Below are 17,268 nucleotides of genomic sequence, written 5' to 3' on the forward strand. Positions count from 1 at the left end.
ATATATATTTAATTGATTAAAAACTTTTTCAACGAAGCTTTTACTACTTCACAACTATAGGGAATAAGTGCTTCTTGAGATTTTGTTGCTAGATAATTCCAAATCTTTTCATCTTGATAAAGTCTTAAAACTTGATCAGCAAATTCCTCAGTATTGTTTGCTTCTAAAATATTTTCTTCGTGAATTAAATTCATTCCTTCTATGCCAACAGAAGTAGAGATAACTGGTAAAGCATATTCCAAACTTTGTCCGATTTTTCCTTTCATTCCTGCGCCGTATCTTAACGGAGAAACAAACACTCGATGACTTAAAAAATATGAACTTACATCAGATATATAACCAGTTACAATAATGCGATCGCATTCTAATTGTTTGACTTCTGGAGTGGGATTACTTCCGAGTAAAGTTACTTTAACGTTCGGTATTTTTGCCCATACTAATGGCATGATTTCTTCACACAACCATAACACAGCATCTACGTTAGGAGGATGGGTGTAACTACCGATAAATAAAATATTTTCTCTACTATGAAAATCTTTAGTTTCACCTAAATAAGGAGTATGAAGATTAGGAATAACTGCTACATTAGAAACCCCTTGTTGTTGTAGTATGTTTTTTTCTACAGAGGTAACTGTAATAGTCACATCTGCTTGATGAGAAATTGTTAGTTCTCTAGCTTGCATATTGATCCATTCAGTTGCTGCTTGCGGATCTTTTTCTGGAAATAATTCCCAAGCGCGTTTCATTCTCAAATAATGTAAGTCGATAGTGTCGTAGATAATTTTGAGATTTGGTTGTTGTCGAATGATTGGAATGTATTTTTCGTTCAGTTCTGGTCGACAAATCCAGGCAAAATTGATTAAAGGCAATCTAGCTTTGATCTGTTCTTCAGGAATTATTCCGTAACCATCTTGAGTGTAGAGGACTTCAATTTGAAGGTTTTGTAGAATCGAGGTGTAGGGTTCGTCTTTAACGCCATTATCGGCTGCAAAGATAACGTGATAGTTAAGTTCTTTAAAGATTGCTAAAAGATGGAATAGGCGTTTTGAGCCTGATTCTTTGTCATAACAGGGCATATAAGTATCTATGACTAAAATAGTTTTTTGCCCTGAGTATTTTCTTGCCGTTTGAGGAACATTTTCAGCACCTTGATTGGGTTGATACAGTTCCGTTGCTAAAACTGATTGCCATTTTTGTTTAAATTTAGCTGCATTGATGACTTGATATTTTTTAGTACCGCTATTGGTAGAAGTTCCTGAAGTGATGCCTTCATAATGAACTACTTCTGATTTGGGCTGATACATGACTTTTAAACCTAAACGATGGCGAATGGCAAAGCATAAATCAGTATCTTCGTAATAAGCAGGAGCAAAATCTCTTTCAAAACCTTTTAAAGCTTCAAAAGTGGCTTTTTTGACCATTAAACTTGCTCCAGAACAATAATCTACCTCGCGCAAGTAATTGTATTGAGGGTCATGAGGATTATCGTTTCTGCCATAATTCCAACCAGAAGCATCTTGCCAAATAATCCCACCAGCTTCTTGAAGAGAGCCTTGAGGATAAACTAGTTTTGATCCTACTGCGCCTACGTGTTCGTCTTGAAGGAAAACATCAATCAGACTTTCAATACAGTTGGGGCGGATTTCTGTATCATTATTGAGGAAGTAAAGATATTCACCGTTAGCTACTGCTGCACCTTTGTTACAAGAATGAATAAAACCCAAATTCTGGTTATTATCAACCAAAGTTAATCCTTCAATTGAACTTAATGTTTCTTGAGTATTGTCTTGAGAACAATCGTTAATGACGATAATTTCAACTAATGTTGTTGCTTGGATATTTTGGACTAGAGCTTGTAAACACTGAAGAGTGTATTGAAGTTGGTTGTAAACAGGAATAATAATTGAAACTGTAGGACAATTACTTTTGGGTAAAACGACAACTGATTTAGTGGTAGTAGGTTGAGCAACAACGTTTACCAGAGATTCAAGAACCTTCTTAACATCAGTTTGGGGATTTTTTTTAAGTAAAGTATTGTCTAAACGAATTGAAGCTTCTAAATTACGTGGTTGAATTTGCATTGCCATTTGATAGGCGATAATTGCTTCATCTAATTTTTCTTGCTTGACTAAGGCAGTCCCAAGACTAATGTAAAGTTCCGAATTATATTTATCAATTGCTATTGCTTGATGATAGTTATGAGGTTCGTCTGGATTTTGAGCGATCGCTTGACGATAACATTGAAGTGCTAATTCGCGATCGCTTTGCATTCTTTGATAAAGAGCATTACCTAATTTATTTTGAATGTTCGGTAAATCTGAGTTGAGTGCTACTACAGACTGATAAGCAGTAATTGCTTCATTCCAGAGTTTGAGTTTACTACAAGCTTCTCCAAGGTTATAATGCGACCAAGCAAATTCAGGATTAAGTTTAACTGCCTGACGAAGAGCATCTCCTGCTGCTTGCCATTGTTCGATTTGAATTAAAGCGTAGCCTAAATTATTATGTGACCAAGAAAAATCTGAATTAATTTCAGTGGCATGACGATAAGCAGAAATTGCTTCATGCCATTTTTGTTGTTTGGTTAAAGCTTCACCCCAATAATGATAAGCTTCCCAGTAATTAGGCTCTAGTTGAATAGCTGCTTGATAGTGAGCGTTGGCTTTTTGCCATTGTTGTTGTTCGGCGTAAGTTTGAGCAATTTGATAATGTAAAGGAGCATAATTGGGACTGTTTTTCAGTCCTTGTTGATAACAATTAAGTGCTTGTTGTTTTTGTCCCGCTGAATTGAGTAACTCTCCAAGACGTAAATAAGGCTCTCCTAAAGATGGTTGCAATTGAATTGCTTGACGATAAAGTGCGAGTGCTTGATCCGATTTTCTTTGTTTTAAGAATTGATTACCTAATTGTAAATATTCTTCTGCTTTAATTTTTTGAGGTTCTAACTGAATTGCTCGCAACCAAAAGGAAATGGCTTTGTCTTCTTTTCCTGACTGAGTTAAAGCTCTAGCTAAATTACGATAAGCTCCAGCAAAATTAGGATTTAGTTGAATTGCTTTTTGATAATGCGCGACCGCTTTTTGCCATTGTTTTTCTTTTGCATAGATACTAGCTACATTAGCTTGGGCTTCAGCCGAATTAGGATTTTGAGCAGCTTTTTGTAAATATTGTTGTAATTTTGAATCTGGGTTATTTGCTGGAGAAATTTGTAATTGTTCTGGACTATGGTGAGGAGTTAAAAATTTTTGTTCAATAGGATTATTTTTAAGTTCTAAAACTCGCTGATAATATTTGCTAGCTTGTTGCCATTCTCCCATTTGTTCTAAGGTAATAGCTAATTTTTGATGAGCTTCAATAGAAGTAGGAACTAACTCAATCGCACGGAAATACTGGTGAAGAGCCTCTTGAAATTTACCTATTTTAAGTAATTGTTCACCCAACTGAAAATGTTGTTGAAAAGCTAAGTCGGGTTTAGCCTGTAATTGAATTGCTAATTGATTATATTCTTTAACTTTATCTGGATTACCTAAATTTTGCCAAACTTTAGCTAAATGCTTATAAACTCCAGGAAAGTCTGGTTTAAAAACTAAAGCTTTTTGATAATAATTAAGTGCTGATTCCCATTGTTGTGTACCCGCATAAAGAGTACCCAAATTCGCATAAATTTCCGCTAAATCAGGACGTAGTTCTAGAGCTTTAGCATAACAACCAATTGCCTCAGTTATATTGCCAATTCTTTGATAAGCATTACCTAAAAGTTTATAAGCTTCAACTATAGTTGGATTAATTTTAAGTGCATTTTCGCAAGCTTTAATTACTTGATCCCATTGCTGATTTTCCCAGTAAATTATTGCTTGTTCTAGATAAATCTGTGCTACTTCCAATTTAGGCATCAAAATCTGTGTATTAGCAGTTATAGCTAGTTGAGCCAAAGCAGTTTGAGAAGATTGATAGGCAGCTATTTGCTGATATGGAGGAGTAAAATGTTGCCAACTAAAACTAGGCGTAGGTAACTGAATAAATTCAGGTTGTTTATCTTCGTTTGGGGATTCTATTTGTTGAGATTTCATTGCAGAAAATATTTGTATAAACGTAAACTTAGCTGGATTTACTTTAAATTAATAGCATTTATATCAAGGGGCGATCGCTTCAGTAAAATTACCTTTTTGTCTGAAATTTATGGCTAATTTTTCATGATTTTCGAGCAAATTTAGTCAAGATTTCTAACTTAGTAGATAATCATCAAATACTAATTTTAGATAAAGTCATGAACTGTTTTAAACTTGCTCCTAGGTAATTCAAATTTGAAAATTTAAAAAAGTATTGAGCGAATCTTCATAAAAGAAACGATTAAATAATTAAAGATTAATAAAATTTATTTATTCAAAGTCTTAACAATACTAAAATATCAAGTGTTTCAATAATATTCAAGTATTTTTTTTTTGTGTTTTTTATTTAATTAATTTCACGTAAATAGTGTTTATACTAATAATTTAAAATTACTGAACAAATTTTAATAATGAAGCTTAACTTTAATAAAATTTTTGATTATCAATGGTTATTAAAACTAAAGAAGCTTAATTTAATTACGTTTTAACCTTCTAGTTAACCAAAATAATTAACTGAATATAAAATAAGCTAGCTTGGAATTTAGCTAGCTGACTTAAGTAAAAATATTTAATTTTAGTTGTTAACTAATCACAACTTAATTTAGTTATAAATTAGGAATAAACTTGTTGATAATAACTTTGATATTCTGGAGACAGTAAAGGTTGCCACCAAGAACGATTGTTTAAATACCAAATTACTGTTTGACGTAATCCTTCTTGTACAGTGACTTGAGGAGTCCAACCTAATTCAGTTTTAATTTTAGTAGCATTGATCGCATATCTACGGTCGTGTCCTGGTCGGTCTTTAACAAAACTTATTAATTGTCGCGCAGGAATAACGGGTAATTCAGAAGCAAGTTCATCCATCAAATCGCAAATTTGCTGAACTAGTTCAATATTTTTGACTTCGTTGTTTCCACCAATATTGTAGGTTTCTCCTGGTGTACCACGATTGATGACAACATCTAAAGCACGACAATGATCTTCAACATACAACCAATCTCGAATATTTTGACCATCTCCGTACACTGGTAGAGGTTTACCAAGTAAGATATTAATGCACATTAAAGGAATAAGTTTTTCAGGAAAGTGATAGGGTCCATAATTATTTGAGCAATTGGTAATTATGGTAGGCAGATTATAAGTATGATAGTAAGCACGGGCAAGATGATCGCTACCTGCTTTCGATGCCGAATAAGGACTGTTTGGTGCATAGGGAGTAGTTTCAGAAAAAGCGGGGTCTTTTGGTGCAAGACTTCCATAAACTTCATCTGTAGAAACATGAAGAAAACGATAATCTAAGGGTTTGTCCTGATTTTCCCATCTCTGCCGAAAAGATTCGAGTAAAGTAAATGTACCAACTACATTGGTTTCTATAAAAGCACCAGGTCCTAAAATTGAACGATCTACATGAGATTCCGCAGCAAAATGGGCAATCGTATCAATTTGTTCTTCTTGAAGTAGTCGGTCAATTAAATCGCGATCGCAGATATTACCATGAACAAAACGTAGGTTAGCTTTACCTTCTAGAGTAGCAAGGTTTTGGCGATTTCCAGCATAGGTAAGAGCATCTAAAACCACAACGCGGTCGCTGTGATAAGTTTTACACCAATGATGAACAAAATTAGAACCAATAAAACCAGCACCACCAGTTATCAGTATGTTTCGAGATTGATTCATTATTTAATAGTTATTCAGTTATCAATTACCAGTAGAGACGTAATCTGTCGCGTCTATACATCAGTTATCAGTTGCATAAGAACAATTTAAGCTAATTCAATCTGAGAATCGTCTCCAATCATAAATCTTAGGGCTTTAGGACGTTGGGGTGTAACTTTTAATTGCACCCTAGCACCAATTAAACTATCAACAATTCGTTGCTGAATACCAATTACCTTAGCTTCAGTTAAAATTACACTATGTTCAATTTCGGTATCGATGATAGTAGCGCGATCGGCAATACTACTGTAAGGCCCAATAAAACAGTTTTCAATTTGACAGTTTTCACCAATAGTGACAGGACCGCGAATCGTACTATTAATGATCCGAGAACCCTTACCGATATGAACCCTACCACTGATTTTGCTATTGGCATCGACTTCTCCAGCCATAGTTGAGTCAAGACAAGTATCCAAAATAACTTGATTGGCTGCGAGTAGGTCATCTTTTTTCCCTGTATCAAGCCACCAACCTTTTAACTGGAAAGATTCAACATTTTTCTGAGTTTCGATCAGATACTGAATGGCATCAGTAATTTCTAATTCTCCTCTAGCAGAAGGTACAATATTTGCGATCGCTTCATGAATGGCAGGAGAAAATAAATATATCCCTACTAAGGCAAGATTAGAAGGAGGAACTTGTGGTTTTTCAATTAGTTCTAAGACTTTACCATCTTGATCAACTCTAGCCACCCCAAAAGCGGTAGGATTTTCTACTTCACAGAGTAAAGTTAAGGCATCTAGATGTTTGGATTTAAATTTATCTAAAAATAAATCTAACTGACTTTGAACCAAGTTATCCCCCAGATACATGACAAAAGGAGAATCTTGAAGAAAAGGTCGGGCAATCTTAACCGCGTGAGCTAAACCTAGAGGTTGGTCTTGTAAGATATAGGTAATTTTAGCTCCAAAGCGATCGCCATTACCTGTTTTTGCTTGAACTTCTGCACCTGTTTCTGGGCTAATAATAATACCAATATCGGTGATGCCAGCAGCAATAATTGACTCAATGCCATACCAAAGAATAGGTTTGTTAGCTACAGGGACAAGTTGTTTAGCACCAGTGTACGTCAAAGGACGTAAACGAGTACCTTTACCACCAGAGAGAATGAGTGCTTTCATGATTTGTTCTTAAATAGTAATGAGTGAGATCGATTTAGATTAGCGATTGCCACTGAACCAACATTTTTTGTAAAGACTGTCGCCAATAAGGAGGATACACACCCAAAGCTTTAGTGATTTTGGTTTTGTTCAGTACTGAATAAGCTGGACGTTGGGCAGGAGTGGGATACTCAGCAGTACTAATTGGCACAATCTGCTTAACCTTAAGCGAAAATCCTAATTGTTGTGCCTCGGCAAAAATTGCTACAGCAAAGTCGTACCAACTAGCTACACCACTATTGGTAAAGTGATAAATTCCCGTTGGTAAAACTGAATTTCCAGCTATTTCTCTAGCAAGCATTTGAGTAATAGTTACCGCAATATCATAAGACCAAGTTGGACTGCCGATTTGATCGGCAACTACCCGAATTTCTTCTCGTTCTGCTCCTAGTCTCAGCATTGTTTTAACAAAGTTACCATGTCCGCGACAACCATATACCCAGGCAGTACGGAGAATGAGATAACGAGAACAATTATTAATAATGCCTTCTTCTCCTAATAGTTTTGATTTGCCATACACTCCAATGGGATTAGTATCATCTTCTTCTTGATAGGGAGTATGGTTACAACCATCAAAGACATAATCTGTCGAGATATGCACCAAAGTTGCCCCAATTTTTTCCGCTACTTCTGCCATTGCAGTAGGTGCAATAGCGTTAATTTTATTAGCTAGTTTTACCTCGGTTTCAGCTTGATCTACTGCGGTATAGGCTGCTGCATTGACAATAATACTAGGTTTGATTTGGCTGATTACTTCTTCAATCGACAGAGGATCAGTTAAATCTAACTGGTGACGTTTTAAGCCAATCACTTCTCCCAAAGAACTTAGAGTTTGTTGCAACTCTTGACCTACTTGCCCTGTAACTCCTGTAAGAACAATTTTACTCATAAAAATACCTCGGCTGTTTGTAAAGGTTGGGCTGCTTGATCTTTTGCCGAAAGGAGAGGAGTAGTTTGTAGTGGCCAATCAATATTAAGATCAGGATCATTCCAAAGAATAGCTCTTTCGTATTCAGGAGCGTAGTAGTCAGTAGTTTTATAGAGAAAATCTGCGTTTTCGGACAAAACTAAAAATCCATGAGCGAATCCTGGAGGAATCCAAAATAATCTTTTATTTTCTGCACTCAAGATACAACCAACCCACTCACCAAAAGTAGGAGAATTTTTTCTGATATCAACTGCTACATCAAACACTTCTCCAATGACGACTCGAACTAATTTTCCTTGAGGTTGTTGAATTTGATAGTGTAATCCTCTGAGAACGTTTTTAGCAGAGCGAGAGTGATTATCTTGGACAAATTTCGCGTTAATACCTGTTTTTTGAGCAAAAGTTTTCTCATTGTAACTTTCTAAGAAAAAACCGCGATCGTCACCAAACACTTGTGGTTCGATCATGATAACGTCAGGGATTTTAGTGCTAATTACCTTCATGATTTACTTGAGTACTATTTTAAAAATTAGAACTTACAGAAGTGAAAATTTAGATGGTTTAATTGTTGAAGTGGGGAAATATAACCACCGACTTCTCAAACAACCGATGTTAGAAAACTATAACTATTAATTATTAACGGACAAGTCTGGACTTAAGTTTATAATTGCGAAATAGTTGATCAATCAATAACTATTAATGCGTGCTTTTGTAACAGGTGGGACTGGTTTTATTGGTTCTAATTTAGTTCGGCTATTGCTACAACAAGGATATGAAGTAAAGGTTTTAGTACGTTCTAGCAGTCGTTTAGATAATCTAGACTCTTTAAACATCGAAACCATTGAAGGAAATTTAAACGACTCTAATTTATCCCAACAAATGCAGGGATGCCAGGTGTTATTTCACGTTGCTGCTCATTATTCGTTGTGGCAGGCTAGTAAAAAACAATTGTACCAAGATAATGTTTTAGGTACGCGTAATATTTTGCAAGCAGCCCATCAAGCAGGTATTGAGCGTGTTGTTTATACAAGTTCGGTGGCAGCAATTGGTGTAGGCAAAAATGGTACTCCAGTTAATGAAGCTCATCAAAGTCCTGTTAATCAATTGGTAGGTGATTACAAAAAATCAAAATATTATGCTGAACAAGAGGCTGTTAAAGCATTTCAATTAGGTTTAGACTTAGTTATTGTTAATCCTAGTACTCCGATTGGTGCATGGGATCTCAAACCTACTCCCACGGGAGAAATAATTGTGCGTTTTTTACATCGAAAAATGCCTTTTTATGTCGATACTGGTTTGAATATTATTGATGTTAAGGATGTAGCTTGGGGACATTTATTAGCTTTAGAAAAAGGTAACTCAGGCGATCGCTATATTTTAGGTAATCAAAATATTACTCTTAAAGCATTATTAGAAAAACTTTCTCTGATTACAGGTTTACCAGCACCTCAAAAAACTATTCCCTATTGGATACCTTATACTGTTGCTTGGCTTGATGAAAAAGTTTTAAGTCTGTTTGGAAAACAACCATCAATTCCTGTAGATGGAGTAAAAATGTCGAGACAAAAAATGTATTACGATGCAACTAAAGCAATCACAGAGTTGGGTTTACCTCAATCTTCGATTGATTTAGCTTTAGAAGATGCTGTCAATTGGTTTTCTAGCAATAGCGATCGCTAGTTATGATCGTTGTTAAAGAAATTTCTCAATTTTTGTAAGAAGTTACCCGAAGAATTATTGATTGGTTTATTCTGAACCCACGCTAAATACTGTCTCATTTCTATAATAGTATCACTATCTATCTGTTGAGTAGGTAAATTACTTTCTATTTGTTTAATAGGACTATCTGCTTTCAAACGAAAATCATAATTTTCTGAATCAACAAAATAAGGTTCTCGCCAGATATAATTTGTTTCTTTTGTATAATTTGCCCATTGATTAAGATTAGTCATGTTAGTTCTTTGAAAATCTATGCCAAAAGTTTTTTTCAAAGGAGCCCAATAATAATTTTTTCTACCTGTATATTCCTGCTGAAGAAATTGTTGATAAAGTTTTGGATCGCCCGTTTTTTGAACTATCAAAGCTTGTTTTTGTTGATTAGCAACAATCAAATTATTTTGAAATTTAGTAGAACCTAAATAAATTGGTACTTCTTGACCATCATTTTGTCCTAAAATTTGACCTAAACTATCAGTATAAGTTCGAGAACTTGCCGAAGTAAACTGAACCGAATCACCTCCATTAACCGCACAAATAATTGAATTAGATACAACAATATTATGAGCATTTTCAACTAAAAAATTGACTTCTTGATCATCAGCCAATAGTGAATTATGAACGATAAAAGGACCTGGAGAAATTTCTAAAGCTAAACCGCGAATATTGTGAAGTGCAATTAGACGCTCAATCATAATATTGCGATTTCCAATATCAAACCATAATCCTACCGTCATATTTCCAATCGTACGATGATTGTGAAAGACACCATTCCAAGTGTTATGAATTTTTGCTCCTGCTAATGCCCATTGCACTATTTTTCCTTGATGCCCACGCCAATTATTAAAGTTAGTTTCATTGTTATCCCAAACAGTATTGAGAAGGGTATGAGCATCTACACCCATAAAACCGTTATAGTTAAATTTATTACCCCGTAAAGTAACATTTTGCTGATGAAGTAAACTTAAACCTCTGCCATTATTCCAACTAAAATTACAGTTTTCGATCAGAATATTGTTACCCCGAAACTCATTATTACCGTACCAAGGACCAAACATAACTGCTGCCCCTGTAATTTCAATTTCATTAGCACTATGCTGAAAATTTAATCGACGCAGTACGACATTTTCCATCTTGAAAAATCGCAACAAAAATCTTTTTGTAGCAACTTCTATTTCTGCTTGAGAAAAATCAATTTCTTCTGAAGGACAAAGATAAATTTTATTACCATTTTCATCTAGTTCGGCTATACCAAAAGTTCCTGGTTCAATAACATGGTCGGGTTGTTCATAACCAAGATAATTATAAGTACCTTTACCTTGATAATCATTTGGTGTAGTGTAACTATACTTTTCTAGTAAAACTTGTTTTAAGGGTTGTCCATTAACAAACACCATTTCACTACGATGAGCTATCACATCTGGAGGATTGTATTCACCCCAAGCACCACCATTATTACCAAAATCGTATAACCAGTCTTTTTCGTAATAAACAATTCCATTGCGTTTAACGGTTTTCCAACTAGAAGGATGCCACGTTTCAGCACCACTAATAATTACTTCTTCATTTCTACCTTCAATAACCAAAACTGCATCTTTAGCTTGAGGAGTTAATTGTTCTCCATCAATGACTAATTCTCCTTCCCGATACAGGCCAGGATCAAGAATAATTTTGGTGCTTTCTCCTCTATTTAAATATTGTTTGGCTTTTTCAAGGGCTGCACTCAGAGATTTTAAAGGCTGAGTTGAAGAGGCTGAATTATGATCTGAAGCGTTAGGATCATTTATATTTACATGAATAATTTGACTAATTTTATTTTCATCGATTTGAGCAGCAGTAATATTTTGAGCAGCGAGATTAGTTACTTCTGATAATTCTTCTGCTTGAGAGTTATTATTAACTGAATTTTTCGCAAAAGTTCCAATCCCAACAGCAGTTGCTAACCCCAAGCTCAACTTAAAAGTCTGTCTTCTCGTTAGCAATCTCTTGTGAAACATAAGAAAGTTTAAATTTATTTTGCAAGTTAAATATTAACTATTTAACGGCTAATTATCTCTAAGTCTTATAAAAATATGGATAAAGCTCAAATTAAAAGTTTAAAGCAGTCATTTCAGTGACCAGTTACCAAACATTAAGTAAAAAGTAACAAGTAGCAAGTAGCAATTAACTATCAGTTATAGCGTTGCTTAAATTCATGAGGTACAACTAATACCTGCCTTCTGGAGGGGCTGTGACTCGAATTCGATTCGAGTCCGAGAACAACCCCCGTCCTCTTGCCCCCTGCCTCAAAACGACTAACTTTGTACCTCACCAATATCAGAACTGCTATATCAACAATCAAACATTAACAATATTGTTGTTTGCTGTTTTTTTTAAGAAAATATTAGGATAGCTTTGGAATATTTTTGCGCACAAGAACTTCATGAAACAAAAAATCTCTAGCTGGCAACCAAAACAACTTTTTTTGCAGATAGGAAAGCAACATTTTAGCCGTATTCGCCTTTTAATTTGGTTAAATCTTTTAGTCATAACTATTCTTAGTAGTCTTAGTATTTATGCCAAACTAAGAAGCAAAGGACAAGGAGTTGAAAATTTATTTAGCGATCCTTTTACGATTAATACTTATTATTGGGGTTGGTTAACCAGTATTTCAGAAATTCTTTGGTGTAGTGCGATCGCAGTATGTTTATTTACTAGTACTTTATCTGCTCAACTCAATCGTCGTTCTCAAGTTTTTTTATTAGTTAGTTCTTTATTAATGACTTTATTATATATTGACGATCGCTTTCGTCTTACTTTAATTTTGACTGTATTTTTTGGTAGTTATATTAAAGTTAAAACTGTAGTTTATTCTTTTTATGGTGTAATTTTAATTTTATATGGTCGTTTATTTTGGCAAAAAATCAAGCTTACACCTTATTTTCCTTTATTAATTGCTTTCTTTTTATTTGCTTTTTCAACAGTTATCGATCTTACCCCAGTTTCTAGTCCTGGAGCTCATGCCATGCTTGAAGATGGCACGAAACTCCTGGGTTTGATTAATCTGACTTCGTATTTTTGGTACGTTTGTCGCTCAGAAATTACTCACTATTTAAAACCCTAACTTTTCTACAAAATTAGTCTTAAACTAAAGTGCAACTGCTGCGATAAAACCAGCGCAACAAAATACTACCTATGATTAGTTTACTAATTTCTAGTACCCAATAAATTCCATGCATGAGTCTCATCGTAGAAAAATCTTGTGCTATAGGATTGGTTACATCTAAAGATAATCCTAAGCTACTCATTTCTGGAGTCAAAATATAGGTATAAGCCAAGGGAATAACTAGTAAAATTGTGCCTAAAACTAACGACCACATTTCCTGGCGATGAGGAAAATTGTGTTGATAACGAAATACCAAACAACCAGTTAAAGCTGTCGCAGCAGCTAATAATTCCAGACGGTTAAAAGTACCAAAAATTAGATAACCAGCACTAGCAAATCCTGGTTGAGTCATCATGCCTGCTGCCAACAAACCAGGAATCACTAAACAATCCAACAGTAAACTACTACTCAGCCAAAATCCTAAGACAAACAGAATAATAGTAGACCAGTTAATTGGGTTGCGAACGGAAATACTATTCATAATATATTTTATGATTGCTCTACTATTTTCAGCTTAACCGATAGTTTCTGAGCAAAACATAACAAAAGATAAAGTATTTTTAAGCTTCATATTGTTGAATTTCTTTAATAGAAAATAAAGCTTTAAATTCAATACCTTGGGATTGATATAACTCTGCGCCTCCTTGCTCTCTGTCTACTAAGGCGATAATTTGAGTTACTTGGTAACCGCACGCGGTTAGACGTTCTACTGCTTGTAGAGCAGATTTACCAGTAGTGACTACATCTTCTAAAACTACTACTTTTGCACCTGGGTTTAAATTAGGACCTTCAATATAAGCTTTAGTTCCGTGTCCTTTTGATTCTTTACGAATAATTAAAGCAGGAATGGGTTGATTATTGTAAGCAGAAACTATACTAACAGCACTGACAATGGGATCTGCACCTAGAGTTAAACCTGCTACTGCATCTGTATCTTGAGGCAAAAGAGCAAAGAGCAAACGACCAATAACTAAAGCTCCTTCTGCTCTTAAAGTTACTTGTTTGCCATTAATATAATAACTACTTTTTGCTCCCGAAGATAGAACAAAATCACCTTCGACATAAGCATATTTGACTAATAACTCTAAGAGAATTTGACGAAGTTGAGCGGAATTTGCTGTAGTTAATTCAGACAAGATAGTTTGATTCATTATTGATCAAGAAAATTTATTGCAATACTGTTGGTTCGATAAATCTTCAGTTAGGATTGAGCAGAAGTTACCGAGGATTAGGCACAATGTCCATTAAGTTTACAGTAGTCAGTTCAATTTTGTTAACAACTGCGGTTGCTAGTTTATTTAATGTTAAAGCAATGGCACAGTCTGAATTTGCAGAAACTTTTGAAGAAGCTTATTTTACTAAATCTGGAGATGCTTTCGAGAGCGATGATTGGAGTAGACAACTAAATACTATTTTTGGTTTTAATCGTTTTCCAGAATTACAGATTGCCACCGAAGGAGAGTTAGTTAATACTATTTATCATGATGGTCTAAAACAGCAAGCTGGTAGTGCTGCTTTAATTAGAACGAGAGATTTAAACAATCCTTTTAATACTTCTTTAGGAGAAAATCCTAATTATAGTTTTGGCGAATAAATAATTACAGTTTTTGACTATGATTAAGTAATCAGCTTTGATTAATTATTGTTAATTTTAGCGATTTTGATCCAGGGTGCAGGAGTTGAACCTGCCTAGCACGAATTATGAGTTCGTTGCCTAAACCGCTCGGCCAACCCTGGTAGTTTACTTTTCCCTATAATTTATCATCAATTTAGCATTATATTAGTAAATTTAGGAAATTTAGTTATCTTAACTCAAAAGCGATCGCATGAAAACCAAATCCACAGTAATACTCATCTTGACTTTATTTGTCATGATGTTGGCTGCTGGTAGTACCAGTGCTTTTATTAGCTATCTGATGGGACAACAAGCACTGAGAGTGGTGACGCAACCAGAAGTAAAAACAGACAATAAATTAAGAAAAAAACCCTTAACAGGTCCTCATAAAGGATTACAGTTAGTTGATGAAAAGGCAGTTTTGGTTGAAGTTTATAACTTAATTCATACAGAAGATGATTCAGAAAGTTCAAATGAACAATCGCAATTACCAAAATCTAATCATTTAGTTACTCATACCATCCAAGAAGAATTAGAATCAAGCTCTACTATCTTGCCGATTAAAAATAGTTCCCAAGGAGTTACTTTAGAATTAGTCACCGCTAAAACTGATGGTAGCTCTTTTTTACTAGATTTAAACTTAAAAAATGAAGGCTCTGAGACAAGACGTTTTCTCTACAGTTTTATTGATGTCAGAGACGAACAAGGAAGATTAATTAGTGCAATTCCTGAAAATTTACCAGGAGAATTACCTGCTAACGGTCAAAATTTTCGTGGTAGCTTGAAAATTCCTTTAGCTTTACTCGACCAGAGCAATAATATTTCCCTTACTTTAACTGATTATCCCGATCAAAAACTAGAACTTAAATTAACGGAAATTCCAGTGGCAAGATAGCTACGATCAGTTTAAAAAAATAATGGTATGAGTTGACTGAAGGGAAGCAAATACCAAATTATAGTTTATCTTTTTTAGTTAATTAATGACTGGTCGACAGTTTTTTCCTCTTTTATCTATATTTGTGTTGATTGCTATTAATGCTTTTTTTGTTACGGCAGAATTTTCGATTGTCTCTGTTCGGCGTAGTCGCATCAGCCAGTTAGTTAAAGCAGGCGATTTGCAAGCACAAACTGTTCAATCTTTGCAAAGAAGTATTGATCGTCTTTTATCTACTACTCAGTTAGGAATTACTCTTTCTAGTCTAGCTTTGGGTTGGATTGGTGAAGAAGTGATGGCAGGTTTTGTCATTCAAACCATTGCTAAATTACCCTTACCAACAATGGTAACAGAAGCGATCGCTCATTCTTTGGCAATTCCCATTTCTTTTTTTACTCTAGTTTATTTACAAATAGTTTTGGGAGAACTTTGTCCCAAATCAGTTGCACTAATTTATTCAGAACAATTAGCTAAGTTTTTTGGTCCCCCGAGTCTGGTAATCGCAAGAATTTTTCGTCCTTTTATTTGGATTTTAAATCAATCAACTCGTTTAATACTCAGATTAGCAGGGATTGAATATACTGGTCAGGGATGGTACAACCAAGTAACCTCAGAAGAATTACAATTGATGATTGCCACCGAAAGAGAATCAATTGGTTTAGAAGCAGAGGAACGAGAATTACTAAATAATGTATTTGAATTTGGGGAAGTTACGGCGATAGAAGTGATGATTCCCCGCACTAGAATCGAATTTTTACCTATAAATGCTACTTTTGCCGAATTACTACTCAAAGTTGCCGATACTGAATATTCTCGTTATCCGATTATTGGCGAATCTTTAGACGATATCCAAGGTATTATCGATTATAAAGATTTAGCTGCTCCTTTAGCCGAAGGAAAATTACTCAATGACTCTTCAATTCAACCTTGGGTAAAACCAGTACGCTTCATTGCTGAATCTACTCCTTTAAATGAATTGTTACCCTTAATGCAGCGATCGCAACAAAAAATGGTGATTGTGGTTGATGATTTTGGTGGTACATCAGGATTAGTAACGCTTCAAGATTTGATTGCAGAAATCATTGGTGATAGTAATGATGCCACAGAAATTGAAACTGAATTAATGCAAATGCTTAATGAGCAAACTTTTGTAGTTTCTGCTCAAATGAATTTAGAAGAAGTAAATGAATTATTGGGATTAGACTTGCCTTTAGGAGAAGATTATTACACCCTAGGAGGATTTTTACTCGATCAATGGCAAAAAATTCCCACTTTAGGAGAAACTTTACACTATCAAAATTTAGATTTTACTGTGACTAAAGTAGAAGAAAATCGACTTTATTTAGTACAAATCTATCGTCATGAATCTTCTGATGAGGGTCACAACCATCATGATGATCAAAGCAATTCTAATGATGAAAATGGTTTATCTTCTAAATTAATTGACAATTAAAAATCGGCGTTGGTGAATCAAGATCTGATAAACTTGGTGAGAGCGATCGCTCTTCAAGCGAGGAATTTTTTGGCAGACAAAACAAGGACATCCCAAAATTTAAGATAATGAATTAAGAGCCTAATCGAGTACCGTCTGCCCGACGGAATCTTTAAAGCTTGGGGAGTCCGACCCTCTAGTATCGTTGGGGCAACTCTGCGGTGTTCTGGTTGGTCTGTGAACCAACAATCTTCTGCGTTCTACGCATAATGATATTAATAAAGTAGAAACAATTCATGAATTGTTCCTACAACAGAAAAAAAATAATTAAGTCTATAAAGTTATCACGACTAATTAGACGGATTTGAGATCAGAACTTACGCAAACTTCCAATCAAGGGTAGAGCTTGCCAATTTTATCTATAAATTCAAACTTTTAATTTGCGTAAGTCCTAGCGAAAGGAAAATAGCATTTATTTCGATACGTCTTGGTTAAGACGAGTAATAAACG

13 protein-coding genes and 1 tRNA gene are annotated in these 17,268 nt (G+C 34.8%); 5 read left to right on the plus strand and 9 right to left on the minus strand.

From position 1 onward, the window contains the following. Positions 1 to 8: 8 nt before the first annotated feature. The 5 genes from STA7437_RS13415 to rfbC all read right to left on the minus strand — a co-directional run bounded on the left by STA7437_RS13415 (position 9) and on the right by rfbC (position 8,419). On the minus strand, positions 9 to 4,070 hold the full coding sequence (locus tag STA7437_RS13415; RefSeq protein ID WP_015193932.1) for a tetratricopeptide repeat protein: 4,062 nt from the start codon (positions 4,068 to 4,070) through the stop codon (positions 9 to 11). A 651-nt stretch (positions 4,071 to 4,721) separates the two neighbouring features. Further along, a complete protein-coding gene (gene rfbB, locus STA7437_RS13420) occupies positions 4,722 to 5,789 on the minus strand; it encodes a dTDP-glucose 4,6-dehydratase (RefSeq protein WP_015193933.1) in 1,068 nt (355 codons plus the stop codon). Positions 5,790 to 5,875: 86 nt separating this feature from the next. Next, positions 5,876 to 6,949 carry a glucose-1-phosphate thymidylyltransferase gene (locus STA7437_RS13425; RefSeq protein WP_015193934.1) on the minus strand — a complete coding sequence of 358 codons (1,074 nt, stop codon included), beginning with the start codon at positions 6,947 to 6,949 and terminating at the stop codon, positions 5,876 to 5,878. 34 nt (positions 6,950 to 6,983) lie between these two features. Further along, positions 6,984 to 7,877 carry a dTDP-4-dehydrorhamnose reductase gene (rfbD, locus tag STA7437_RS13430; protein WP_015193935.1) on the minus strand — a complete coding sequence of 298 codons (894 nt, stop codon included), beginning with the start codon at positions 7,875 to 7,877 and terminating at the stop codon, positions 6,984 to 6,986. Beyond that, on the minus strand, positions 7,874 to 8,419 hold the full coding sequence (rfbC, locus tag STA7437_RS13435) for a dTDP-4-dehydrorhamnose 3,5-epimerase (RefSeq protein ID WP_015193936.1): 546 nt from the start codon (positions 8,417 to 8,419) through the stop codon (positions 7,874 to 7,876). Before rfbC ends, rfbD begins: the two co-directional genes overlap by 4 nt. A gap of 196 nt (positions 8,420 to 8,615) precedes the next feature. Between rfbC and hpnA the strand changes: the two genes are divergently transcribed. Further along, the gene (gene hpnA / locus STA7437_RS13440; protein WP_015193937.1) at positions 8,616 to 9,596 is read left to right on the plus strand and encodes a hopanoid-associated sugar epimerase; all 981 of its coding nucleotides are present in this window, start codon (positions 8,616 to 8,618) and stop codon (positions 9,594 to 9,596) included. On the opposite strand, the gene STA7437_RS13445 is transcribed toward hpnA, so the two are convergent. Beyond that, the gene (locus STA7437_RS13445; RefSeq protein WP_051036059.1) at positions 9,593 to 11,581 is read right to left on the minus strand and encodes a right-handed parallel beta-helix repeat-containing protein; all 1,989 of its coding nucleotides are present in this window, start codon (positions 11,579 to 11,581) and stop codon (positions 9,593 to 9,595) included. The genes hpnA and STA7437_RS13445 overlap by 4 nt on opposite strands. 473 nt (positions 11,582 to 12,054) lie before the next feature. Here STA7437_RS13445 and STA7437_RS13450 point away from each other — a divergent pair, with 473 nt between their 5' ends. Then, positions 12,055 to 12,735, plus strand: coding sequence for a hypothetical protein (locus tag STA7437_RS13450; RefSeq protein ID WP_015193939.1), 681 nt, complete (start codon positions 12,055 to 12,057; stop codon positions 12,733 to 12,735). Between the two features lie 19 nt (positions 12,736 to 12,754). On the opposite strand, the gene STA7437_RS13455 is transcribed toward STA7437_RS13450, so the two are convergent. Both STA7437_RS13455 and pyrE read right to left on the minus strand, forming a co-directional pair. After that, entirely contained in the window at positions 12,755 to 13,258 is a 504-nt protein-coding gene (locus STA7437_RS13455) for a hypothetical protein (RefSeq protein WP_015193940.1), read from the minus strand. Between the two features lie 79 nt (positions 13,259 to 13,337). Then, on the minus strand, positions 13,338 to 13,928 hold the full coding sequence (gene pyrE / locus STA7437_RS13460; protein WP_015193941.1) for an orotate phosphoribosyltransferase: 591 nt from the start codon (positions 13,926 to 13,928) through the stop codon (positions 13,338 to 13,340). A gap of 86 nt (positions 13,929 to 14,014) precedes the next feature. Between pyrE and STA7437_RS13465 the strand changes: the two genes are divergently transcribed. Continuing rightward, positions 14,015 to 14,371 carry a hypothetical protein gene (locus STA7437_RS13465; RefSeq protein ID WP_015193942.1) on the plus strand — a complete coding sequence of 119 codons (357 nt, stop codon included), beginning with the start codon at positions 14,015 to 14,017 and terminating at the stop codon, positions 14,369 to 14,371. Positions 14,372 to 14,441: 70 nt separating this feature from the next. Here the strand turns inward: STA7437_RS13465 and STA7437_RS13470 are convergent. Further along, positions 14,442 to 14,514: transfer RNA gene (locus tag STA7437_RS13470), tRNA-Ile, on the minus strand. A gap of 89 nt (positions 14,515 to 14,603) precedes the next feature. On the opposite strand from STA7437_RS13470, the gene STA7437_RS13475 reads away from it, so the two are divergent. Both STA7437_RS13475 and STA7437_RS13480 read left to right on the plus strand, forming a co-directional pair. Next, entirely contained in the window at positions 14,604 to 15,287 is a 684-nt protein-coding gene (locus STA7437_RS13475; RefSeq protein ID WP_015193943.1) for a hypothetical protein, read from the plus strand. A gap of 85 nt (positions 15,288 to 15,372) precedes the next feature. Continuing rightward, positions 15,373 to 16,779 carry a hemolysin family protein gene (locus tag STA7437_RS13480; RefSeq protein WP_015193944.1) on the plus strand — a complete coding sequence of 469 codons (1,407 nt, stop codon included), beginning with the start codon at positions 15,373 to 15,375 and terminating at the stop codon, positions 16,777 to 16,779. Positions 16,780 to 17,268 lie beyond the last annotated feature (489 nt).

The organism is Stanieria cyanosphaera PCC 7437 (genome assembly GCF_000317575.1).
Lineage (GTDB): Bacteria > Cyanobacteriota > Cyanobacteriia > Cyanobacteriales > Xenococcaceae > Stanieria > Stanieria cyanosphaera.